The following is a 23,687-nucleotide window of genomic DNA, read 5'->3' as shown; positions in this document are numbered from 1 at the left end:
TGTCAACCCACGGGGTTGTTGAAGCCGCTAGCGTTTCGTCACTTCAGTTACTTCGATGCTCGGTCGCGCAGAAAGACGCAGTTTTGCGCCATCCTTCCACCTCGACCGTAATGTGAATTGTCGCTCTCGAAGGCGATTGCGGTCAATGGCCTGCCTTCTGTGTAGGGGAAACCGAAGTCGGCGCGGTGAAGGCGACGGTTATCGTGGTGCCGACCTCGATCGGTTGCCCATCCAAGCGGTAAGGCTCGTACCGCCACTGCTTAAGCGCCTGAATAGCAGCTTCTGCCAGGATGGGATTGCCATTCAAGCGGGCAATTCCCTCCACTTTCCCGGACTTGGTAATCCTCGCCGATAGAACCACTTCGCCCTGCCAGCTCATGCCGCTGGCTTCGGCGGGATATTTGGGATTTACACGCTTGACGAGTTGTCCGCCAGTGAGCACGGGCTTGATTCCGCCGGGATCCAGGCTGATGGAGGTCATGGCGGAAGTCTGCGCCGGTCCCGCCTCGGCGGAAAATCTCGGTGTGCTCGCGCCTGGAGACACCTCTGGAAGTTGAACGACCTGGCTGATCGTGGGGACTGCTTCTGGCGCGGCTTCGATCGTCTCGGCGGGGGCGCTGTTTTTGCGACCCAGATCCGCCGCTCCACTCTTTGGCGGATTCGAATGCACAGCAGCCACAGGCCCGCTCGTTTCCGCGATCGCACGCGGCGTTTGCGGCGTGTGTGAAACTGCGGGAGCGGGCGTATCGATAATGGACGACGTCGGCGTGCCGCCGCCCTGAAAGAGCCCCCAAAGAATTCCTGCCAGCAACGCCAGCAGAATTGCGGCTAACGCCAAGAGCAATGCGCGCGAAATGTATGGTTCATCTTCGCCCTGCTCCTGCTGCAACACGGTCGCGGGCAGAACCGGGGGTTCTGCCAACCGGATGGCAGGCGAAACTTGCGCAGAGGAAGCGCTCGGAACGACCGGCTGGTCAGTAGCGGCAGCTTCCGTCTCGACCGGTATCGTTAGTAGCTCAGTGGCAGGCGAGGGAGCAGGCATCAGGCCGATCGGTTCATCACTATGATCGAGTCCCAGCGCCGCATTGTTGAAGTCCAGTGGCGGTTGCTCATGGCTGGAGCCGAACATTGATAAAAACAGACCATCGAACTCGCTCCCGCCCGGCGGAGTCTCGTGGGTCTCAAATTCCGCGGCGTCAGGAACCGGCTCGGGATTATCGATTCCATCCAGAATCCCGTCCAGCGCGGCCATCTTGCCGTAGGTTTGCTGCGGCACAGCTTGTGCCGCGGACTTGTTGCGCTCATGGAGTTCACGGTATTCGCCAAAGGCAAGCTTCTCCACCAGGTCTGCCAGAGCAGTCAGCAATTCGACATCCGCTGCAGAAAACGCCCTTGGGCGCTGCGCGAGCACTTCCAGCACTCCTAGTACTTGTCCCTTGGTGCGTACCGGAACAATCGCGCACGAGCGCATGTTAATTACGCGGCAGACGGCGCGGTTGACCCGCGGATCGCTCTCGGTGTCTTCGCACTGCACGATCTTGTGCGTGCGGATGCACTCTCCGGTGAGTCCGGCATTGGGATTGATTCGCACCCCGAGGTCCGGCGCCAGTCCGGTGCTCTGGCAACAGACCATCTCATCGGGGGAGCCCAGAGCAATGGCGCTGCCGCTTGCGCCGGGCAGAGCTGCCAGACGCTGAACGATAAGCTTCAGGCTGGCGTCGAGGGCTAAGTGTTCTGTTCGTATGCGCTGTTCGATCTGATGTACGGCGTTGCGTGTAGCTTCCGAGTACACCACGGGAGAGCCGGTGGCGGCGCGTGGTGTATCCATCAGGTCGGGGAGTGAGTTCAGCCAGCGTTTGAATCTATCAGCATTGCTATTCTTGACCCTAGCCAGCCGGATTCCGACCCTGCCCTCATGATCGGACCAGGCCACCACGCCGGCAGCACTTACTCTGACGTCCTCGGGCAGGAGGACGTTCAGGTCGACGATGGCGCCAGATTGAAATTGATGGCGTGTCTGAATTCCCAAGCCGGCTGGGCTGGCGTCCAGGATCATTCCCGATCCGGCCGCGCCCATATCGATTCCGACCAGGTTTCGCTCAATGGCGGATTTTCGCCGCGTGAGGCGGCGGTCGCGCAGCGGAGCGCTTTCTTGTAACGACACTGCGGCGAAGTCAGCCATCATTCCACCGGTCCGGGCCTGTGAAACAGCTTGGGGGAAGGGAACATCGTTGCTTCGGGCATTCAAGGAAACTGTTTGGGGGCGGTCTTTGCTGCAGGAGGTTGCCGTTCCCCCGCGGACTTGCCGTCTTCAGAACTGCCAGCCGAAATCTCCACAGCGCCATCGTTGGAGTCTTCCAACAGAAGTGCCGCCAGCCTCAATGCGTCGATCTCCCTTTGCAGTTGCTCCATCTGGAGCTCTTTCTGCTTAAGAACGTTGTAGACGTCTTGCACTACACTCATCGGCTGCTCGTTCAATGGGCGCGCTCCAGGCCATACACTCGCGGTTGTGCGCTCGGAAGACTTGCACATCCAGCGCTGCTGGCAATCCAGGTATGACTCCGGTTGGGAACAACTCTAACCAAAACAACCGGGCGGGGGAAGCAGGAAAATGACCACTGCAGTAATCAGCGAAAGACTTACGGAAGTAATAGCTTGCACACCAGAGGTGCAGGTGGGGACGATGCGGACCCGCTGGTTAGAAAGGAAGGTCAGAACTGCACATCCCTAGGCGGACTGCGTCCTCCTCCTGATGACAGGAGAAAACGTTTTCCTCGTGGTGACAGGATAAATTGTTGTTTTTTGCGTGCGAGTTGTCACCAGCTCAACTCAGTTTGCCAGTCGCGGCAAGTTGTCCGTACCAGCGTCCGGAATCCTTGATGGTGCGCTTCTGTGTGCGGAAATCGACATAGGTCAGGCCAAAGCGCTGCGAATATCCTTCTGCCCACTCGAAATTGTCCAACAGACTCCAGGCGTGGTATCCGCGGATGTTGGCGCCGTCTTTGATGGCTCGCGCCACAGCGCCCACATACCCGCGGTAGAAGTTGGTTCGCCGCTGATCCGGCACGCGCCCGTGTTCATCGGGTGTGTCGCCGTAGGAGCAACCGTTCTCCGTGATCTCAATTACCGGCTTGCCGTAATCGTTCGACATCCGCATCAGCAGTTTGTAGAAGCTGTCTGGCCAGACTTCCCAGCCGAATTCGGAGTGGGGGCCTTGTTCCCCATTTTCACCCTTGATGTGCAGGGTCTCCCATCCCTCGGCGTCAGCAACCAGCTGCCGGTCGTAGTAGTTGATTCCCAGAAAGTCCAGCGGCACCTTGGCAATTTCCATGTCTCCCGGCTTAATCCCGAGTGCTTCTGGCGGAATCCGATCCACCAAAAGCCTGGGATATTCACCCTTCATAGGAGGATCGACGAACCACTGGTTGCGGAAAGCGTTATAGCGCTCGGCCGCTGCTTTGTCTGCTGCTGACGAAGTTTTCGGCTCGCCGTGACTGGTGTTGCATGCCGCTCCTACTTTGGCATCGGAATGCGCCGCCTTAACGGCACGAAACGCCTGTCCTTGCGCCAGATTCACGGTGTGGGTAGCGTGCAGAAAGTCAGCCGGGTTGGCTCGTCCCGGCGCGTGCGTGCCGGCGTGATAACCCAACAATGTGAAGATCCAGGGCTCGTTGAAGATCGCCCACGTCTTGATGCGGTCGCCAAACGCCTTCGCAGTAATCGAGCAATAATCGGCGAAGTATCCCACCAGGTCGCGGTTCGGCCATCCGCCTTTGTCTTCCAGCGCCTGCGGCAAATCCCAGTGATAGAGCGTCGGCAGCGGGCGCAGCTTGGCTTCGAGCGCCGAATCTACCAGGCGGCTGTAATAGTCGAGTCCTTTCTGATTCACAGGGCCGGTACCCGTAGGCTGAATGCGTGGCCAGGCGATCGAGAAACGATAGCTGTTGAGGTTCAGCGCCCTCATCAATGCGATGTCTTCTTTATAGCGATGGTACGAATCGCACGCGACATCGCCTGTGGCAGCACCTTTGATCTTGCCCACGGTGTGCGAGAAGCGATCCCAGATCGATTCCCCTTTGCCATCCTCCTTCCAGGCGCCTTCAATCTGGTAGGACGCAGTCGCCACGCCCCAATAAAAGTCTCTTGGAAACTGAAACGGCTCGGGTGGAGCGCCGGGAGTCGCATCGTAAGCCAGCGGCGATGACGAGCGAGACTGAGCTGTTAGAAGCGAGCGGGGAAGCAGTGTGGATGCGGCGACTCCGAGAGTGGTCTGAAGGAAACTCCGGCGGTTCATTCCGGATGGCATGGCGGGCTCCTTTGTGATGGTTCCGGAAACGGCTTGCGGCGGGGTGACTATTTAGCACAAACGGGCCGGGGTTGTCGCGAAAAGGATAGGCGCCCTTCTACGATGAAGGCCTGACCCTAGAGTCTTATGCCGCGGCCGCCTATCCCTTCTCCGCGCATCCGGTTCTGATGCCTTGAATGAAATCCGTATAAGCGGGTTCGTTTCCCGAGGCCCGGAGATCGGCCGCAATCTGCCCGCGGTGATAGGCGCTGTGCATGATGGTGTGCATCATGATGTCTTCGACCAGGCTTTTATATGCCTCGCCCTTGGAATTGACATAGGCCACCTTGCGTTCCAGGTCCGAAGCGGAGAGTCCAGCCAAATATTCCTGCCATTGGCGGGCGACGACATCAAAATACCTGCGGCACTCCTCCAGAGACATCTCCGGCCAGACCGCGACTTTTCCCTGATCCAGAATCCGCCACAGCCACAGTTGCTCCACCGCTACAATGTGCGCCATCCAGCGGAGAGAACGGGCGGTAGGTTGCGCCGGCGGGCGCAGCGAGGTGAAGACTTCGTGGTTCGCCCAGCGATCGTAGGAGAAAAGCCGAAGCATGTACGCGAGCAAGTCCATCTAATTACCTCTCGAACGAATGAAGAATAATGCGCAGGCACTTGTTGCTGATCTGTATCATGCCAAACGGGTCGCGCGCACCACTTACAATAAAGCACCCGCAAGCCGTGCGCTGGAAAACAGGAGCTCTCGATGAATATAGCCAAAGACGTCACCGAGTTGATCGGCCGTACCCCGCTGGTCTATCTCAATAAGGTCACGGCCGGTTGCCGTGCCACCGTTGCTGCCAAGCTCGAAGGCTTCAACCCTTGCGCCAGCGTGAAAGACCGCATCGGCGTAAGCATGATCGACGAGGCCGAACGCGCCGGTGTAATCAAGCCGGGCAAGACCGTAATCATCGAGCCCACCAGCGGCAATACCGGAATCGGCCTGGCCTTCGTGGCGGCAGTGCGCGGCTATCGGCTAATCCTGACGATGCCCGACAGCATGAGCCAAGAGCGTCGGGTGCTCCTGATGGCGTTTGGGGCGGAACTCGTGCTCACACCCGGACCCAAAGGCATGAAGGGCGCCATCGCCAAGGCGCAGGAGATCCTGGCTCAGACACCAAATGGCTTTATGCCGCAGCAATTCGCCAATCCCGCGAATCCGAAGATTCATTTCGAGACCACTGGCCCGGAAATCTGGCGGGATACGGACGGCAAAGTCGACATCCTCATCTCGGGTGTGGGAACCGGAGGTACGCTAACCGGCGTGACCGAATACATTCGTCCGAAGAAGCCCAGCTTCAAAGTCGTGGCCGTGGAGCCGAAGGATAGCCCAGTGTTATCTGGTGGCCAGCCCAGCCCGCACAAGATTCAAGGAATCGGCGCCGGGTTCATTCCTGAAATCCTGCGCACAGACTTCATTGACGAAGTCATTACCGTCTCTAGTGAGGATGCGCTGGAGATGGCGCGGCGGCTGCCAAAGGAAGAAGGCTTGCTGGTGGGCATCTCTTGCGGCGCTGCCACCGTAGCCGCAGTGGAGGTCGCCCGCCGCGAGGAGAACGCGGGCAAGCTCATCGTGGTGGTGCTGCCGGATTTCGGCGAGCGCTACCTGACCAGCATCCTATTCGATGCCCTGCGCGTCGAAGCGCAACAATTGGAGACGGCAGCGGTGGCTGTCTGACTGGCTCTTAAACGGGCCCGGTCGCAGTTCAGACCGGCACGACTGCACGTGCAGGTCCTTTCGGGCTCATTTGGCTTGTAGCTACGGCGTTCGGCTCACCTGCCGCTCGCCTTCGCTCCGCTTTGGCCTACCTCAACAAACGAGAAGTGGGTCGAGACGTTCTCATATTGCTTGGCATCGTCCTCGACGTAGGGATAAACAAAGTAATTTCGCGGATCGCCTGCCTGCGGCGGATTCAGCACCAGGTCGCGGCCCATGCTGAACGCCACCCGATTATCGTCGTGAGCGCCAAAAAAATATTCTGCTTTGTCCTTGTTCTTCCAAGCTTCGGATATATCGACCGGAATCCAGCCTTTGCCCGCGAGATAGAAGTCCGACCAGCAGTGATAGCCGGTGATTTCGCCTTCGGTTTTTCCAACCGGGATACTAAAGCCCATCTCGAAGCGCGCGGGAATCCCCTGCGAGCGCGCCATGGACATGAACAGAGAATGGAAGTCGGTGCAGTTGCCACGCTTGGAATCGCAAGCCCACAGCGTGTCGCCGCGGCCCCACCCGGTGCCGGTCTTGTCGTAGCGCATGGTCGCCAGGACGTAGTCGTATAGCGCTCGCGTCTTCTGAAGGTCGCCGCTACGTCCTTCGACCTGCTTAGCCGCAATCTCTGCGGGAAGCCCGGTGGTAGGCACCAGCTTGTCAGCATTCAAATAGGGCGCCAGCTTGGGGTCGCGCAACGATGCTTCCCGCAGCATTGCACCGGAAGTTGATCCTGGGCTTGACTTCTCCTCCGAAGCGGCCCGCTCCGCATCCGTCAGGCCTATGCGCTCGCGCCGCACGACGTCGTATACGACGGAGAATCTGTATTCCGGCTTGTCCGCTTTGTTGGTGGAAGCAAAGTACACCCAGTTGCCATACTTCTGCTCACGAGCCTTGGTCAACGGAAGATCACCGGTTGCAGAAACCACCCGCACATCCTGCCACTCATCGGAGTGGGCCATAGGGAACCAGATCCTGAGCGGCTTGCCGGGATCGGGCGACTTTACGGAGAACTCGTAGCGAAATGTGAAGTGACGCGAATTTTGTGCCTGCGCCAGGGTCGCACAGGCAAGCAGACTGGCCAACCACAGTGCTCGACGGAACATAATCTTCTCCTGAATTGCCTAAGGAAGCCTGCATTAGAGATTGAGGGAACGGGACGGCCGACCGGCGTTGGGAAAAGCTAGCTTCAGGTGAAGCCACGCTTCATCGAGTAGCGGGCGCGAGTGCGATCGGAGAAACGCACGGGGATAAGGATGCACCAATGGCTAATGGAATACAAGAATTCTGAGGAATTTCCCATATCCTAGCCTTCGCCAAAAGCGGGCGGAAGGGTGAGCCAGCTGCCCGTTGTGACGCACACGGCCCAGTCAAGCAATGAAAAGAAGAAAAGCGGTTGCCCCGCCCCTCCGGCGTCTTTTGGCGGAGGCTGGGAGTCGTGGCCTTTCACCAAAACTAACTGACTCCTTCCGCCCCCCTCCGAATCTATAATGGTGATTGTGTTTCCGACCGCCGGGGCCTTCCGGCATACCCATGGCTCAGGCGGCGGTGCCCGGACATTAGAGCGATAAACTCGCGACCTGGGCCGAGGGTGCAGGTGGAAACGCCGGCGCCTCCCGTTTGGAAAGGAAACCGCCTTCCGGTGCTTCCGTAGCGCGCCTTGGCGCACTCCTTTCCAAACGAACTCCGAGCTCGAGAGACCCGTGGAACGCCTCTACGACAAATTCGGGCGCCAGATTACCGATCTGCGAATCGCCATCACCGATCGCTGTAATTACAAGTGTGTTTATTGCCGTACCGGCAATAATGGCGCGCAATTTTCCGAGCTCCCGTTCTCCGATTATTTCCGCATCGCTCATGTCCTGGTCAGCCTGGGGATCGAGAAGGTCCGTATTACCGGTGGCGAGCCGCTGCTGCGGAAAGGCGTAGTGGACTTCATCCGTGATCTGTCCCAGCTGCGATCGCTGGACGGAAACCGGCTCGACCTGGCCATCACCACCAACGGGCACCTTTTGGCAGAAATGGCTGCACCGCTGAAAGATGCAGGCCTCGGCCGCGTCACCGTCAGCATGGACGCCGTCGATCCCGAGAAGTTCGCCCGCATCACCCGCGTGCCCCACAGCTACCATGCGGTGCTTGCGGGAGTCCGCGCAGCGCAGCGCGCGGGGCTGGATCCGGTGAAGGTGAATTGCGTGCTCCTGCGCGGCTTCAACGAAGACCAGATCGTTCCCTTCGCCAAGTTCGCGCGCGACGAAGGCGTGATCCTGCGCTTCATTGAGTTCATGCCCCTGGAGGAAGACCGGGTTTGGTCTCCCGAGGTCGTGGTTGGGCTGGACGAGATCGTGGCGACGCTCGCGAGCTTTCGTCCTATCCGCGAAATTCCGCACGGCAGAAGCGAAACTGCCCGGCGCTATGTATTCGACGACGGCGCCGGCGAGATTGGAATCATCGCTCCTGTGACCCATCCCTTCTGCGGCCATTGCAGCCGCATCCGCCTGACTTCCGACGGCAAGATTCGCACCTGTTTGTTCTCAGTTTTTGAGCATGATGTCGTGCAGTTGATTCGTCGGGGAGCAAGCGACGGTGACCTGAGAGCATTTCTGCAAAGAGTGGTGATGAAGAAAGAGGAGCGTCATCACATCGGCGAGCCAGACTTCGTTCCTGCCTCACGGACCATGGTGCACATCGGCGGGTAACTGAGGGTGCCCCACTCTAGCCGTTCTTTGGCTAGGGTGGGGTAGTTGCGTAGGCTCGTGCTAACGCGGCGCTGCTTCCAGTCGCTTGTTGATCTCGTCCCAGTTCACCACGTTCCACCACGCCTTCAGATACTCTGCGCGGCGGTTCTGGTATTTCAGATAGTAGGCGTGTTCCCAGACATCATTGCCCATGATGGGATAGGCGCCATCCATCAGCGGGCTGTCCTGGTTCGCGGTGCTGATAATGTCGTACTTGCCGCCCTTCACCACCAGCCACGCCCAGCCGCTGCCAAAGCGCTTTACGCCGGCATCGTTGAACTTCTCCTTGAAAGCGTCGAAGCCGCCGAGATCTTTGATCACGTCAGCGATTTTGCCGGTGGGATTGTCGCCGCCCTGCGGCTTCATGATCTTCCAGAACATGCTGTGGTTCAGGTGACCACCGGCATTGTTACGCAGAGCCGTACGCACATCCTCGGGAATGCTGTTGATGTTCTTCAGGATGTCCTCCGCCGACTTCTTCCCGAGGTCAGCATGCTTGGCGATCGCCGCGTTGGCGTTGTCGACGTAAGCCTGGTGGTGCTTGTCGTGGTGCAGGTGCATGGTTTGTTCGTCTATGTAGGGTTCGAGCGCGTTGTAGGCATAAGGCAGGGGGGGAACTTCCAGTGCCATCTCTTCCTCCAGGATGTGAAGTCAACCAGTGTTTTTGATAATGACCCGATACGGATTAGTCGTTTGCCGATGCAACGGTTGTGAGATGCAAACCGGGGGAACGCGATGCAAAAAAGACCGCCGGCACATCTGTGTAGGTGCACTCCGCAGTCCAAGGTGCACGAGTGTAAATGCGCAAGCCTTCAGAAGGCAAAGAATGACCCGAGTCATGCAGTGATAGCATTATCGATTCATGCGAGCAGCATGCTGGTCTCTAGCTTTGGTGTGTGCCTTAGCACGTCCTGGCTTTTCAGCAATTCGCCCGAAGTTCATTCTCGACTACTCATCCTGGCACGCGACCCACATTGTTCTGGTCACTACCACACCCGCTGATAATGTTTTTGAGGTCATTGAGTCGTGGAAAGGCGATTTGAGGGTTGGAGAACAGCTGCTTGTTCCGGAACTGCAGCCGGCACGTAATGCTCTTCCGATTTCCCGATATCCAAAATCGTGGCCCGGTGGTGTTGGCGTCTCCGAGATGATCCCGAGGCAGCCCCCAGGCTCACGCATGATTCTTTTTCTGAAGACCGCCGCAGGTGAACAGGCTAATGCCGACGGAACGGCTAGGGCGGAGTGGAAATCCCCCGACATCATAGGCGATATCAAAGCCTCAGTTGTATGGATTGATGGCGACCATCTTTATAGATTCACTCAACCAATAAACCCTGGGCCCAGCGTTCTTTCCGAGTTGCCGGGCTCCGAGGCAACAATACGGAAGCGAGTCGAAGAAATCGCAGCTATTCAGGAAGACATGAAGGCAGCCCTCTCCTTTAAAGATGGCAGTGAGCGCGCGGGCAGGCTGAAACCCTATGTGAATTCACAAATATTGCCTGTGCAGCAGTTCGCGCTCGAGCAACTGGGCCAATCCGGGCCTGCTGCAGTAAGTGCAATTCGCGAGATGTTAGACGATCCTGCTTACGCCGACGAAGCCTCTGAGTTAGTCAAAGCGCTTGTCCTGGCAGGAGGTCGCACGGTTGGCGAGGAATTAAACCGTCGTCTTCGACAGGACTTGGCATTCTGGAAATCTACAGGCCCTTCCCTCTCGCAAGGTTGGTGGAATGAAGATGCGAGAATTCACGCACCACTGCGTGAGCGCTACTCACAAACGTATCAGCTCATTTTGGGCCTCCAGGAGACTCGCTACCCGCCAGCGCTGGAAACGGCAACAGAGCTCCGTGATTTTTGGCGATCTCTTCCCCAATTGAACGATCCTAGCGGTCTCAATGAGATCGCAGACGAATGCAACAAGCTAATACAGCGGCTACGCTCCGACCGCGATCAGCACCAGCCTTGGGAGTTCGGCTACTCCCGATCCGCTCTTCTATCCGCGCGCACTACGGCTTGAGCACTGCCCCCCGATACACCCGCCCAGATCGCGTACAGCGTGAAGTCCTGAACTCCGCTGCCTACTGTGGCACGCACCAGCGCCTTCACCCTTCCATGCTGCTGCGGATAAGATGCCGTGTAGGTTGCGATGCCGTTGGCATCGGCGCTTGCAACCGCGTCCGTGCTGGCCAAAATTGAGATCTTGGGGTGACGCCGCACGATCAGTTCGCCGAGGGTACGAGGTTCGCGCCCGTCATCCATTCGTTGCACATCGACGCGGAACTTCACCACCGTTCCTGCGACTGGATTGGGGGGAGACGATGTGTCGGTGACCTGTACGGCGACTGGCAGAAAGTTGTCTCCCAGCAGGATGGTCTGCCCGTCGCCACTCACTTTCTGGAGTTGCAGCGCCGAGACGGCAACGGGATGAACTGTGAAATTGCGACAGGGAGCGTCGTTGGGTCCAACACAGGCACTGATGATCACATCACTGGCCAATTGACTGACGGTGACCTGCGTGCTTGCAGTTCCATCAGCTCCAGTCACCGCACTGGCGGCGGCAAGCGAGGCCGATCCCACCATCACGGCAAAGTCCACTGTCTTTCCGCTTGCCGGGTTGCCATTGGAAACCACGACCGCCGACAGGGTGAGCGTGGCGCCCGCATCCTTTGCTACCCAGGCCGTCGGCGCGGGAAGGGAAATATCCAGGCTCGACGCGATGCCATTTACCGTCGTGGAGACCGAGTTTCCCCCGGTCAGTGATGCCGTAATGATCGAAGCTCCTACCGCCTTGACGATCACGTGCACCGCGGTTTCGCCATTCGCGTCGGTCGTCATCAGGCACGAAGCCAGGCCGCACTCGACGAAACTCAAGGCCCCGGCCGCTCCCACAAACAGGACTTGCGCCCCAGAAATCGGCGTTACCCCATCCTGCTCGGTCACGCGCACCCGAATGGGATTCGGCGCCTGCGTTCCCACCGGAACCTGGGGATTCGATCCCGATACGAGGATGAGCTTGCCACCTGCCGCACCATAAAGCAGCGCACCATTCATATCCGCGATCGCGCCCGTAGCCGGATCCTGCAACTCGATCGTCTGCGCGCCATCAGAGGCAGAGGGCGCTTCGGCGACGATTTGGTCCGCGGCCACGCTCACGATTTTCGCGTTCACGCCCGCGATTTTCAGGACTGTATTGGCAGCGAATCCAATGCCGTGAATCGACACCACTGTCCCGCCGGCAGTACTGGCCCGCGCCGGCGTCACGCTCTCGCCATATAGCAGCCGGGCCTGGTAGTGAAAGTCCGGACGGCCATCCCCGCGATAGTCGGCAATCCCGATTTTGTAGTTACCCTCACCCAGGAATTCAGCCTCGATTTTCGAGGTGCCGGTCTTCGTCGTGTTGAAGTAGTTCTCCCAGGCTGCGGGTGCCGAACCCTCGTCGCTGCCCGGCGGCCACACTCCCAGCACGGGAAGCAATTTCGCGGTCGTTGGCGCTCCTTGCTCATCGAGAGCCGTGATCAGCAGCGTGAAGGAGTAATTGGGATGTCCGAGGATCGAGTAATAGTGCACGTCTCCATAAGGAGAGATGATCCCGGTCCAGTCTCCACTGGCGGGCGCTGGATATGGCTGCGCGAAGGTATGCGGTTGATGATCATCCTGAGGCTGGTTTGCCGAGCCCTGCATGATGATGTCTTGCTGCACATCGCCGCCGCGGTTGACGGTTACGCTGATGGGAATCGTGGAACCCGATGGGGAGACGCCAACGGTGGTGTAAGGCCCCACCGCCACACTGTCCGTGTATAGAGGATTGATCGCTTCCACCGTGAGCTGAAAATTCGCGGTGCTCGCGCCATCGGGCAATTCCAGGCCGGAGAGATCGTAAAATCCCTCGAGCGCGAGGTCGTTCGAACCGAAGCGGTCCAGTCGGTCGCCGTTGGCAGTCAGAAATCCGGTCACCGGATTTCCCACGTTACCGCGATAAAGAAATCCGGAGACCGACGAAGCCGCATATTTACGCGAAGGCAGTCCGGTCGCGGGATCGACCCTGCGCGCCACCACATTCACGCCTTCCATCCCTTGGCCGGGAGCGCCGTTCCACGGCGGAAAGCGAACCACGCCATGAATGCGAGCGGTGTTCTCATGAAACAGTGTTTTTCCCGCTGGGAGGCTCGCGATGTTGGCCGTGGTTACGGGATAGAGACGCGATAGCGCTGCGAGATCATCCTGGTGGGGCTCATCGGCGTTGGCATTGCAGCTGAACCCCTGATCGCAAATCCAGAACCAGCCCATGGGGTGCATCAGGGGAAAGCCGGCATAGTCGTCGGCTCGCGGTGGAGGGCTTCCTGCCCCCACATTGTCGTTTAGCTGCGACCAGCCCAGCCCCAGGATCTGCCCCAGCACGCGCACCAGTTTGTAGTGCAGCGGCGCGATTGCAGATGAGCCTCCAGCGCAGTTTCCGTTGATCACCACCAGGGCATGGCCGACATGTGCGTCAGTGGTGAAACGATCCACACCGCCATAAACCGAATTCGACGTGCACATTTCTGGCGCGCCGGCACCTGCGCCCAGCAGCGCATTGGTGACACTTCCATCGCGGTCATAGATGATGGCCAACGGTTTGTTCGAATTCGACTGAACGTCGGCCGGCACGATGATCTGACCGCTGTTGTTGATCACATTCGAGCCGTTAACGTCCTCATCCAACTGGCCGCCACGAGTCGCTGTTAAAGCCACCGTTGGAATCGCTGTCCACTTGGAAAACGCATAGGCGACCAGCGCGTCGGCATCAGCCTCCTTGAGATATGCGCTCAAATCGCCGCGATCGGTGTAGTAAGTAACGGTTTCTCCTGTCCAGAGGATCGGAGTCCCTGCCACGCCCGGCTGGAACCAGCTCACGCCCGCTACATTTGCGGGCCCGCCGGCTTCAAGAAAGTCGGGGAAGAACAAGAAGAAGAGAAGCAGTAACAGAAACCCTGCGCCCAGGCGCCAGCGGCTCCCTAGAGCGCAGCCCTCACTCGCGGATGAAATCCCCCACCCACCACATGGCTTCATTTTTCAGCCGCCGCTGGGGCTTTCCGCAGGAGTTGGCGCGCATCTATGGAGCCCGCACCGCTGGCGCCTGCCGGGCCGTCGCCCGGCGCTAGCGACCTCGTCACCGCATCGAAACCACTCGCCGAATCCGATCTATTGAACCTCTCTCCTTTTCCCATCCAGCATGTTTCCGCCTGCACATTTTCGACCGCCGCCCAGGTCCGGATTTCCATGGACCGGAACCGCCCAGCCAGCCCCACTTCTGCTTTGCTGTCCAGGGCGGTCCCGGATTTACTACAAGGGCCGGGTACATCTGGCACGGTCCACAGCACAGGAGGAATCAGTTTGCGCCAGTATCGAAATACAGCCATTTTTCCGAAAACCACGCAACGCAGATGAGTCGCGATTTTAGGGACGCGTTGGAAGAGGCTCAGTGAACGAACGCACAAATGGAGGGAATTTCGATCAGCAGTGTTCCCGCACTGAACTGTTCTGCAATCCGATCACCAGCGTGCTACTGGTTTTCCGCGATCCTGCCGAAGATTGAGAAACGGGGCGCCGGTCAGCAGAATCACTTCAGCCGACAGTGCACAGGTCGAGCGCTTACTGGGGTAACGTTCTATTGATGTGGAGGCCTTTGTCGTCGTCCGTCTGCAGGAAGGCGAAGCCTTGTGACCCGAAGCATGCCATATGTCCAGGATACGTCCGCGGGTCCTCATTGGGGATGGTGGCAATTGACCGTCCCTGGTAGTCAACGACTTGGATCACGCCTTGGTTCATACCCTTCTGAAGAAAAGCGATGGCCAACCTTCCCGATAGGGATTGCAACCTTTCCGCCGTGAGCCCGGAGCTGGGTGCCTCGACACTCAGCTTTCGCAGAACTTGGCCTGTAGAAGAAATCACATAAATCAATGCTGTAGAACCCGCCCTCAAGAGGTATGCGTTCCCATCGGAACCCAGAACCACATCACCACGAACCACGAAGAGGTTGCCGAAGACCATGTAGTCAGGCCTGAAGCCAGGTTCGCCCGCTTCCGCCCTCTTCCTGGCGTCCTCGTCCTCGGGCTCGTAGATGGTCTTAATGGGCTTTCCACTCGCGTCAAAAACAGCGGTGTAAGGAGTCCGATTGTGCGGCCCATGTATGCCGCTGACCAGAAACTCACCCGTTTTGAAAACTGCAATCTGGTAGGGGACGAAGTGATCGGTTTCAAGTCTCACCACCTTTGGTGGAGATGAACCCTCGGAAAATGAAACGACGTAAACGGGCGGGTCGCCGTGGCCCACACCGAAAATTCCTCCATTGTGCGTAACAAAAAAGTCCATGAGTCCCAGGCGTGGAGAAACACCTGTAACACTGAACGAACCTGCTATCGTTCCATCTGGCCTGAGTTTTCGAATTGGCAGAGTTAAATAGTCCTGGTGTTTTTCTGAAGCTTCCGCATCGATCAGACGAAGATAAATATCTTCTTCGCCGTCGCACTTGGCCCTGCCGAACAGCGCGCCCCTAAGGGGAACCCTGACGCTGGATGTAATTCGGAAATCGCGGCTACCGTCTGCGGAGGGCGAAGTCGGCCCCATGCTGGACTTGTCGTTTTGTGCCTGGCCAATGAATGGAAGAGCGCAAAACCCAATGAGAAACAACTCCCAGATCTTCATGGCGGTGCCCTTCTGTTTCCCGGTGCGACAATGGAACACCAAGCATTTGCGATGTGCAAGAGAATCTGAGTTTTGTTACGAAATCCGGAGTCTGCTAAGGCGTGCTACTGGTTTTCCGCGATCCTGCCCACTGCTGACAGCCGGGCTCCGGTCAGCAGAATCAACCCCGCCAGAAAAGCCCAGAAAATCAGCGTCACGGAAATCGAGAAGGGGCCATAGATCTCCTGGAAGTTGAGCCGGGGCAGCGAGAGGACGTAAGCGTATTTCGCCAGTTCCAGCAGCAAACCGGCAATTACGGCCGCGGGCATAACCGCGCGAGCCGGGACTTTTCCGTTAGGCAGCAGCCAATAGATAAGGAAGAAAATCGCAATGCTGGCGATCACCGCGCACACTTTCATGACTACGTAGCCCACGGTGCGCGAGAACAGATTGACGTCACCAAGAAACAGATAGCGCAGCCAGACCTGGTTGGTAGCGGTGGCGGCGATGGAGAGCAGCGCCAGGCAGCCGGAACAAAAGGCGAGCCCGAGCGCCATTACCTGATTTCCCAGGTAGGATCGGTTCTTGCGAAAATCCCATACCCGGTTCAGCGCCACTTCCAATGGCAGAAAAACTCCAGTGGAGGTGAACAGCAGGATGAACAGCGAAAACACCTGCACGTTGCTTCGCGCATTCGCCAGTGCCTTTACGTTGCGGATCACAAAATCCTGGCCGGTAGGCACGTAATCTCGCAGCAGGTTAATGATCACGTCCACCATCGCCTGCGAGTGAAACACCCTGCGGCTGACGGTCAGCATCAGTACGACAAACGGGAAAAAGGAAAGTATGGCGTTGCAGGCGACGGAAAATGCGAACGTGTGCACATCGGTTTGGGCAAGATAGGTTAGCAGCGGCCAGGCTTGCCGCCGCAAGCCGTACAGCACGGCATGCATCCAGGAGCGATGGATCACCACCGGCTTGCCCGTAACCGGGCTCACTGCACCGCGCACTGGGGCAACGCCTCTTCCTGGTGGAGAAGGTTTGGCGGTGCCCGAACCTTCGACTACTGAAGCCATGATGAAACTCTAGCAGAGCCCGGCAGGCGTGTCCGATGACCTTCGGTCAGGGCAAGCGGGACCCCTCGGTACAGCGTACAATAATGGCTTTCATTCCTGCAGCTGGAGAACTTAGATGCGTAGATCCGCCTTCATATCTGCTTCTCTGCTTCTTTCTATTCTCGCGCTTGGAGCATCCCGGCCCAGCGTCAAAAAGCCAGTCGATTCTGCGCAATCGCTCCCTGCCTCGGCGCAAGCAGCGATGAAGCTGATCAATCCGGAGCGCATCCGTGCTCACGTGAAGTTTCTTTCCAGCGATTTGCTCGAGGGACGCGGTACCGGCCAGCGCGGCGGAGACATCGCCGCCGACTACATCGCGACGGAATTTGCCCTGTTCGGTCTGAAACCAGCGGGAGATAACGGAACCTACTTCCAGAAAGTACCCATGGTCGGCATCGCCACTGAACCGACCAGCACCGTGACCCTGACTCCCGGCGGCGGCAAGCCCGTAGCCCTCCGCCAGGGCGATGACATCGTCGCCATGGATGAAACCCAGAACACCGCTTCCAAAATTGATTCCGACCTAGTGTTCGTTGGCTATGGCATCGAGGCGCCGGAGTACAACTGGAACGACTTCAAGGACGTGAGCGTAGCCGGCAAAGTGCTGCTCGTGCTGGTCAATGAGCCTCCTTCCGACGATCCCAACTTCTTCAAAGGCAAGGCACTCACCTACTACGGCCGCTGGACCTACAAGTACGAGGAAGCTGCGCGCAAAGGCGCGGTGGGCGCGATCATCATCCACAAAACCGACATGGCCAGCTATGGCTGGGACGTAGTAAGAAACTCCTGGGGAGGTGAGCGCTCCTATCTGCGCTCCGACAGCGATCCCAAGCTGAAGCTTGCGGCCTGGATGCAACTGGATGTCACCAGGAATCTTCTGTCCTCAGTCGGAAAGGACCTGGACACGTTGATCGAGCAAGCCCGCTCGCGCGATTTCCGCCCCGTCCCCCTGCCGGTTCGTGTGGAGTCCAACATCACCAGCAAGATTCGCCCATTTGAATCCAGCAACGTGGTCGCGATGCTCCCCGGCTCCGATCCGAAGTTCAAGCAGCAGGCCGTGATCTACAGTGCCCATTACGATCATCTGGGAATCCATCCCGGCCAGCCCGGAGACAACATCTACAATGGCGCCATCGATAACGGTACCGGCTGCGGAATTCTCCTGGAACTGGCTCACGCCTTCGCCAGCGCTTCCCAGCCTCCAAAACGCTCCATCCTTTTTGCTGCTGTCACCGCCGAAGAGCAGGGTTTGCGCGGCTCTGAATTTCTGGGACGCAAGCCTCCTGTTCCGGCAGGTGACATTGCGCTGGGTCTGAACTTCGATGGGGTTGCGCCACGCGGCATTCCCGAGGACGTGGATGTCAGCGGCGCCGAGCGCACCACTTTTTATCCGGTAGTGAAAGCCACGGCAAAAGAGTTCGGCCTGGAAATCAAGCCCGACTCCAATCCCGGCGCAGGCCACTACTATCGCTCCGATCATTTCAGCTTCGCCCGCGTGGGTGTCCCCTCCTTCTCGATTAATGAAGGCATGAAGTTCAAAGGCCATCCCATCGACTATGGCTTCCAGTTGGAGAAGGATTACACCGATCGCGACTATCATCAGCCCAGCGACGAATACCACGCCGACTGGGACTTCACCGGCCTGGCTGAAATCACGCGCTTCGGCTTTGAACTGGGATGGAAGGCGGCTTCCGCTCCTGAACTGACTGCCTGGGTACCCGGCGACGAGTTTGACACAGCACGCAAAGCCAGCCTGAAGGCGATCGCCGAGGAACCGGACCGCACCAACGCAGGAGCGACCAAGTAAGTTCGTGTGGCGCGGACACTCCTGTCCGCGCCGGTTCTCCTCTGAGAGTGCCTGTACCTGAGGGTTTGCCTCCACTAGCACACTCCCACCCTGTCATCCTGAGGGAGGGCGCGGGTTACTGATCCGCGCCCGACTCGAAGTTGAGCTGTCTTGCGGGCGTGAGTCCGCCGCGGCCGGGAGCCCACTAGCGAAATCCCGAGCAGCTTAGCGGCGAGGGAGTTGTTTCCGGATTTTGGAATGATCGAGTCGCCAAACTGTGGGCGCCCCATGCTGAGCGCAGCGAACGGTGGCTGGCGATCATGTTCCGCAGTGCCAGCAATCTCCGCCCAGGCCGACCAGTTTACGGACCAGTTGCGAGCGCGGTCAAACGAATGGGGGGAGAGTATGTATGTGCTGCGTATATGTACACACCTCCGTTTTCGTATCTCTATCTTAGCCAGTATTCATGCGGCTCCGAGCGCCATGACATGCGTCGAAGCCGCGTCAAATGCGGCTCTGAGCGAGGCGCGGATATGGCCGTGGGGAACGGTAATGGGAGCGAAGAGTGGAAACGGTGAAACGGTAAGGGTTACGGAATCGGACACGGGAAGTGGGAGGTGAGATAGAAATATCGCGAGCGACAGCGGGAGGCGATTGGGGCTCTACGGGGTCCTGAAAATCCTTCCTCCCATCGGAGCCTCGGATCAACCCTTGGTCCTTTATCCCGTGGTGGTTCTCACTGGGAAACCGTTGGCTGGCCCGAGGCACGGACTACCAGTACGATCCCAAGGAGCAACAGAACTATCCCGAGAATCTTCAGCAACAACCACGGTTCAAAGTAATGTCCGTTCATTCCGATCTGCAACGGAAAACGAAAGATGTACGCTGCCAGTGCGATCGCGACTCCGATCATCCCTAGCACATATCCTGATGTCCTCATGACAATAATCCCCTCTTCAAATTTTGGCCGAACCGCAGAAAGGCAACGCTATGTTAGCCATCATGCGGACGGAGTGATCCGAGAACAACCAGCGTTGCTCCGTACGATCCGTACGATTCTACGCACGGTTGCTCAGGGCATAAACCCCTCGGCTCATTATGGCTCAGGGTGAGGACTTGCTATTCTCACAGTTAATGGACATCCCCCGGATAAACACAAGTACCTCTGTTGATCTGCATTGACCTAATTCTCATATCAACTACACCCGGCAGTACCCAATGGGTTGTGCTCAGCGTGGAATCGAGACCAATCGGGCACGCCCACTTTCCGCAACCAATTCTGATAAAAAGCTTATCCCAAACAGCTGACGGCCATTCCTCGCCTCCAGCGCATGTACACGTGTAGCCACAATGCGTCAAACTACTTCGCATATCGGCACAACTACACTGCTGTGTCGTAACCTGCTTAAAGGGGGCAATCAAGTTAGACAGCAACCTCAAGCTCATGAGAAACCCAGGATCAAGAGAAAACGTCGAGGATAGTGTCCCGCCCAGCACGCCGTTTCCAATCGGCACGCACACGCCGAAGTCGCATTGCATACTCCCCGGCAAGAGCACGTTCCAGATGTTCTGGCGTGGAATGCGAAATCCATTCGGTATCCCATTGGTCTCACCACTCAACGGCGGCTTACTGTTGCTAGCTGCAGATGGCGTCGGCCCCGCACTGCCAGTTCCATTTCCTCCACTTCCCGTGTTGCCGCTTGAGTTGTCGCCGCATAGACCGATGAACACGCAAAGTTGATACGCCTCGGCTGGCGTTGCTGCGCAGAATATCGGATCGGCCTGGCAGAACGCGTTAATCCATATGCTCGGTTGGGAACCATCAAGTCCCAGCGGATCGATAAAGGTGGTTGGATTATTCATCACGTACGAATATTGGTTCCAGCTCTGGGGATTACCGGGATTGGCGACTGCCTGAGCAGCCGGATCAGCGGTCAGCCAGCGGCCTTCGGTCGGCGAGTATTGCCGATTCCAGGTATGGCTGACGCTGCTGTCGCCATCGTTCGTTTCGGGATCGCTTTCCATTCCGGCAAAGTGGATGAGACTCGACTCGCCGCCCGTACAGGTCTGGCCGTCCCCGAACGGCGTATTCTGGCAGGACTCATACACTGCTCCTGTCCAATCTGCGCGTACCCGCTCGGTCCCAAGCCAGTCTAACTGGTTGAAGTAGGTGCCGGTACCGAAATACGTCCCTATGTGCCAGGCGCCTGCATAAAGCTCGCCCCGGTACATCGATCCGCCGGACGATACTCCGATCACTCTGCCCTGCTGATCGTAGGCGTAGTCATAGGTTGAGCCGTAAATCCTTTGAACTCGCCGATTGAAGGCATCGTAGAAGTACCTGCCATTGCCGTTGTTCGCCGATATCACCATACCCTCAGCATCGTAAGTGTAGTTGTTAGAGCCATCGCTGATTACGTTGCCTGCAGCGTCGTAGGTTACGTAGTTGTCAGGAGTGATATGGTTGTTGGCATCGAAGCTGTATAGGATATTGTACCCGCTGCCAGCCGTTACGTTCTGGTGCCAGCGGTTTCCATACCGGTCATAGTCATAGGAAAAGCCCTGTCCAGTTTTGGAAGCGGTCTGCAGCCGGTTGAATTCGTCGTAGGAGTAAGTCCATTTCTTGTTGTAGGACTCATTGCTTACCTTTACGGTACTGTTAGGATTGTAGGTTAGCCCAAGACTGTAGACCAAATTGCCATTGAGAACTGAACTTAGCCGCCCACGCGAATCATAGCTGAGAGTATCCGACATCCCATCACCGAATTTTGCCGACACCACTTGAGCGAGAGGATTGTACTTCACCCCTGAAGGATGGTCTGATGCCCCTGTAAGCAGTGGATTGGGATGGGAGCTATCGCTGAGCGAGCTTGAGACTGTGAGCAGCCGTCCGGCGGTATTGTAGGTGTTGTTGAGGGTTGGCCCCATACCGTTCGACCAGGAGAGTAAGTTGCCAAGGTAGTCGTAGGAGTAGGAAACCGGCCACGTGGTGTTACCGCCGCACTGTGTTGGTGTTTGTTGCCACTCATTCACCACGCGTCCCATCGCATCATAGCTCAGGACATTGCCAGCACAGCTGTTGCCTGATCCACGATAGGTATGGGTCAGTCTGCCCAGCGGGTTTTGAGGAGTGACGCCCCAAATGCTGGTCTGATCGTACTGAAATGTTGTTCCTGGAGTGGTGTACGGAGGAGAGGGATTGTTATCGCTGTATTGAATTTGCGTAAGGCGATGCAATTGATCGTAACTATACGTGGTCGTGAGCGTATAGCCCGCGTTCTGATTGGGGCTCGGGCGGACTCGTTGATAAAGGTCGCCCGGGCTGCCCGTGTCGTAGAAGTACGTTGTTGTACCGGACTCGGGATTTGTTTCGCTAACCACACGCGACAAGCCGTCATAAGTGATAGACCGATTGTTTAAACCCGGCTGTGCGATCTGCATCGTGTTGACGGGACTATCGTAGGTATACAAAGTAAGAAATCCAGTCGCCGCAATATCCTGACCGCACGCTCCGGGAGAGCCATTACTTCCAACTAAGGTGTTTGAGCTCAGTTCGCATACCGATGTGATTCGGCCCAGTCCGTCGACTTGAGAGATTCTCTGCACACGAATGTTGCCGTTGCCCTCGTCCTGTGTGGAGACAGCAGCGCCACTATAGCTGTAGAGTACAGTGTTGTTGTCGGGTCGAGTAATTTTGGTGATGCGATCCAAGGAATCGTAGGAATACACTGTCGTGCCATAAGTCGGATCGCTTGTCGTGGCATAAGGGTTAGAAACCGCTGAGACTCGCCCTAAGCTGTCATAGCCTATGCCGACGTAATCGTTGCCGCCACTTGCGTCAGGATCAGTACTGAACTGCAGCATCGATCTTCCGAGGCCGTCGTATTGAGTCGTGGTTGAGAGTGTTCGACCCCCGCTATCGATCTTTTGTGTTGTGACCACAGCCCAAGGCACTGGGGCTGCCGTGTAGTATGTAAAAGTGGTCTGGCCGCCGTCGGGATAATCTATTTCCGTTGCACGCCAATAGTTTGCATCACCATATGTGTATGTGGTCTGGCGACTGTTCTCATCCTTTGTCCAAAGCAGTAGACCCCCATTGCAATCCCAATGTGCGGAGGTGTGCAAGCCTCCGTAGCGGCTGTCATTTGTCAGGAAGGAATTACCGCAGTCTCCATACGTATAGTATTCTTGAGATCCATTCGGGTCCCAACGCCAGTCAAGCATGCCTGTGTCGAAATAATAGAACTGATCTGTAATCCAGTTGCTTCCTTGAGTCCATCGTTGAAGAGTTGTGAGCATTCCGCGGGGACCGCTCACGGAAATGTGCTGTGGTGTTCCAGTTGTGGTGGCGGGTCCCCACTGATCATAGCTATATGTCGTTTGAGCTTTGACGTGCGCATTACCGTCGTAGACGGTGACTTGGGAGGGATGATCAGCAATAGCTCCTAAGGAAGCGTACTGCATGGTGGTTTTGCGCAGGAGAGCACCTTGCGTGCCACTCCCTTTCGATCCGAAATCATACTCGTCGGTTTCGGTCACTCGACCGTACGTCGGGTCAAGTGCCGTGTGGACCAGACTTGTTCGTCCGCTGGTATTCGGGAATTCGGTGTATGTATAGAGGTCCGTAACCGGCAAGGTAAGGGCATTGTTGTTGCAAGAGTTGTAGCACGTGACGATGGTTTTGAGCAGGCCAAGAGTATGGTCGGTAACCGTGCGGCTGGTTTCGTAATAGTTGAGATTATTCGTGTCAGTTTTGAAATTGATTTGGGTTTGGTTGGTCTGAGGATCGGTGACCGTCGTCGTCCAATTGGGAGTCGATCCCGAACGTGTATATGTCCATGTTGCGACTGACCCATTGTTATTGATTTGGCGAGTTATGCCAGCAGTGCTGCCGTCTGCGCATTCGACACCGTTATTCCCGCCAGTGTATGTGTAGGTAATCGCGGCACCTGTAGGTATGGAAATCGAGTTAATTCGGCCCGTTACATAGCCCGAGCCAAATCCAGGTGTCTGCTCGTAGCCAATGGAGTAGGACCCTCCGCCGGGAAGAGTGATCCCAGTGATGAACGACACTGGCGAAGGACTTGAGTACTCATTTATACCCGAGCAGAGAAAGTGTGTCTGCACTGTGTACTGCGAATAGGTCACAGTAAAGCAAGTCTGCTGGCTGGGATTGGTCGGAGAGGGATAGCAGTAGGTAACATTGCCAGGCGGCGTACCTGAAGCTGTCAGCGCGGTAGTGCCCAGCGTGTCCGTGAAAGTCGTGGTGCCGCTGTTGGTTGTGACCGTGATTACATTGCCGTTTGAATCATTAATGGTTGCATTGCCGGTGGCTTGG

Annotated in this window: 15 protein-coding genes and 1 riboswitch; of the genes, 4 read left to right on the top strand and 11 right to left on the bottom strand. The window is 57.4% G+C overall.

The window, feature by feature from the left end; all coding sequences use genetic code 11:
- Positions 1 to 142: 142 nt before the first annotated feature.
- The 4 genes from VEG30_17625 to VEG30_17610 all read right to left on the bottom strand — a co-directional run bounded on the left by VEG30_17625 (position 143) and on the right by VEG30_17610 (position 4,919).
- Positions 143 to 2,185, bottom strand: a complete 2,043-nt coding sequence (locus VEG30_17625; protein ID HXZ81752.1) for a TonB family protein — start codon at positions 2,183 to 2,185, stop codon at positions 143 to 145.
- 59 nt (positions 2,186 to 2,244) lie between these two features.
- Positions 2,245 to 2,463, bottom strand: a complete 219-nt coding sequence (locus VEG30_17620) for a hypothetical protein (protein ID HXZ81751.1) — start codon at positions 2,461 to 2,463, stop codon at positions 2,245 to 2,247.
- A 361-nt stretch (positions 2,464 to 2,824) separates the two neighbouring features.
- On the bottom strand, positions 2,825 to 4,306 hold the full coding sequence (locus tag VEG30_17615; GenBank protein ID HXZ81750.1) for a GH1 family beta-glucosidase: 1,482 nt from the start codon (positions 4,304 to 4,306) through the stop codon (positions 2,825 to 2,827).
- A 139-nt stretch (positions 4,307 to 4,445) separates the two neighbouring features.
- Positions 4,446 to 4,919, bottom strand: coding sequence for a DinB family protein (locus tag VEG30_17610; GenBank protein ID HXZ81749.1), 474 nt, complete (start codon positions 4,917 to 4,919; stop codon positions 4,446 to 4,448).
- Positions 4,920 to 5,051: 132 nt separating this feature from the next.
- Between VEG30_17610 and cysK the strand changes: the two genes are divergently transcribed.
- Positions 5,052 to 6,023: a cysteine synthase A gene (cysK, locus tag VEG30_17605; GenBank protein HXZ81748.1), complete on the top strand. Its 972-nt coding sequence runs from the start codon at positions 5,052 to 5,054 to the stop codon at positions 6,021 to 6,023.
- Between the two features lie 95 nt (positions 6,024 to 6,118).
- Here cysK and VEG30_17600 read toward each other — a convergent pair whose 3' ends face one another.
- On the bottom strand, positions 6,119 to 7,159 hold the full coding sequence (locus tag VEG30_17600) for a transglutaminase domain-containing protein (GenBank protein HXZ81747.1): 1,041 nt from the start codon (positions 7,157 to 7,159) through the stop codon (positions 6,119 to 6,121).
- Positions 7,160 to 7,544: 385 nt separating this feature from the next.
- Positions 7,545 to 7,700, top strand: a riboswitch (molybdenum cofactor riboswitch).
- 56 nt (positions 7,701 to 7,756) lie between these two features.
- Between VEG30_17600 and moaA the strand changes: the two genes are divergently transcribed.
- A complete protein-coding gene (gene moaA / locus VEG30_17595) occupies positions 7,757 to 8,749 on the top strand; it encodes a GTP 3',8-cyclase MoaA (protein ID HXZ81746.1) in 993 nt (330 codons plus the stop codon).
- Between the two features lie 60 nt (positions 8,750 to 8,809).
- Here moaA and VEG30_17590 read toward each other — a convergent pair whose 3' ends face one another.
- Positions 8,810 to 9,418, bottom strand: coding sequence for a superoxide dismutase (locus tag VEG30_17590; protein HXZ81745.1), 609 nt, complete (start codon positions 9,416 to 9,418; stop codon positions 8,810 to 8,812).
- 547 nt (positions 9,419 to 9,965) lie between these two features.
- Between VEG30_17590 and VEG30_17585 the strand changes: the two genes are divergently transcribed.
- A complete protein-coding gene (locus VEG30_17585) occupies positions 9,966 to 10,802 on the top strand; it encodes a hypothetical protein (GenBank protein ID HXZ81744.1) in 837 nt (278 codons plus the stop codon).
- Here the strand turns inward: VEG30_17585 and VEG30_17580 are convergent.
- The 3 genes from VEG30_17580 to VEG30_17570 all read right to left on the bottom strand — a co-directional run bounded on the left by VEG30_17580 (position 10,760) and on the right by VEG30_17570 (position 16,524).
- The gene (locus VEG30_17580; GenBank protein ID HXZ81743.1) at positions 10,760 to 13,834 is read right to left on the bottom strand and encodes an IPT/TIG domain-containing protein; all 3,075 of its coding nucleotides are present in this window, start codon (positions 13,832 to 13,834) and stop codon (positions 10,760 to 10,762) included. The genes VEG30_17585 and VEG30_17580 overlap by 43 nt on opposite strands.
- Before the next feature lie 582 nt (positions 13,835 to 14,416).
- The gene (locus VEG30_17575) at positions 14,417 to 15,469 is read right to left on the bottom strand and encodes a hypothetical protein (GenBank protein ID HXZ81742.1); all 1,053 of its coding nucleotides are present in this window, start codon (positions 15,467 to 15,469) and stop codon (positions 14,417 to 14,419) included.
- 104 nt (positions 15,470 to 15,573) lie between these two features.
- Entirely contained in the window at positions 15,574 to 16,524 is a 951-nt protein-coding gene (locus VEG30_17570; protein ID HXZ81741.1) for a YihY/virulence factor BrkB family protein, read from the bottom strand.
- 115 nt (positions 16,525 to 16,639) lie between these two features.
- Here VEG30_17570 and VEG30_17565 point away from each other — a divergent pair, with 115 nt between their 5' ends.
- Positions 16,640 to 18,370: a M28 family peptidase gene (locus tag VEG30_17565; GenBank protein HXZ81740.1), complete on the top strand. Its 1,731-nt coding sequence runs from the start codon at positions 16,640 to 16,642 to the stop codon at positions 18,368 to 18,370.
- Positions 18,371 to 19,085: 715 nt separating this feature from the next.
- Here VEG30_17565 and VEG30_17560 read toward each other — a convergent pair.
- Together VEG30_17560 and VEG30_17555 are read right to left on the bottom strand one after the other, a co-directional pair.
- The gene (locus VEG30_17560) at positions 19,086 to 19,289 is read right to left on the bottom strand and encodes a hypothetical protein (protein ID HXZ81739.1); all 204 of its coding nucleotides are present in this window, start codon (positions 19,287 to 19,289) and stop codon (positions 19,086 to 19,088) included.
- Between the two features lie 191 nt (positions 19,290 to 19,480).
- On the bottom strand, positions 19,481 to 23,687 hold a 4,207-nt coding region (locus VEG30_17555), incomplete at its 5' end, for an RHS repeat-associated core domain-containing protein (protein HXZ81738.1).

The sequence above is a fragment of the Terriglobales bacterium genome, assembly GCA_035624455.1.
In the GTDB taxonomy this organism is placed as follows: domain Bacteria; phylum Acidobacteriota; class Terriglobia; order Terriglobales; family Acidobacteriaceae; genus DASPRM01.
The sequence above is the reverse complement of the archived record's forward strand: the minus strand, read 5'-3'. Positions and strand labels throughout refer to the sequence as shown.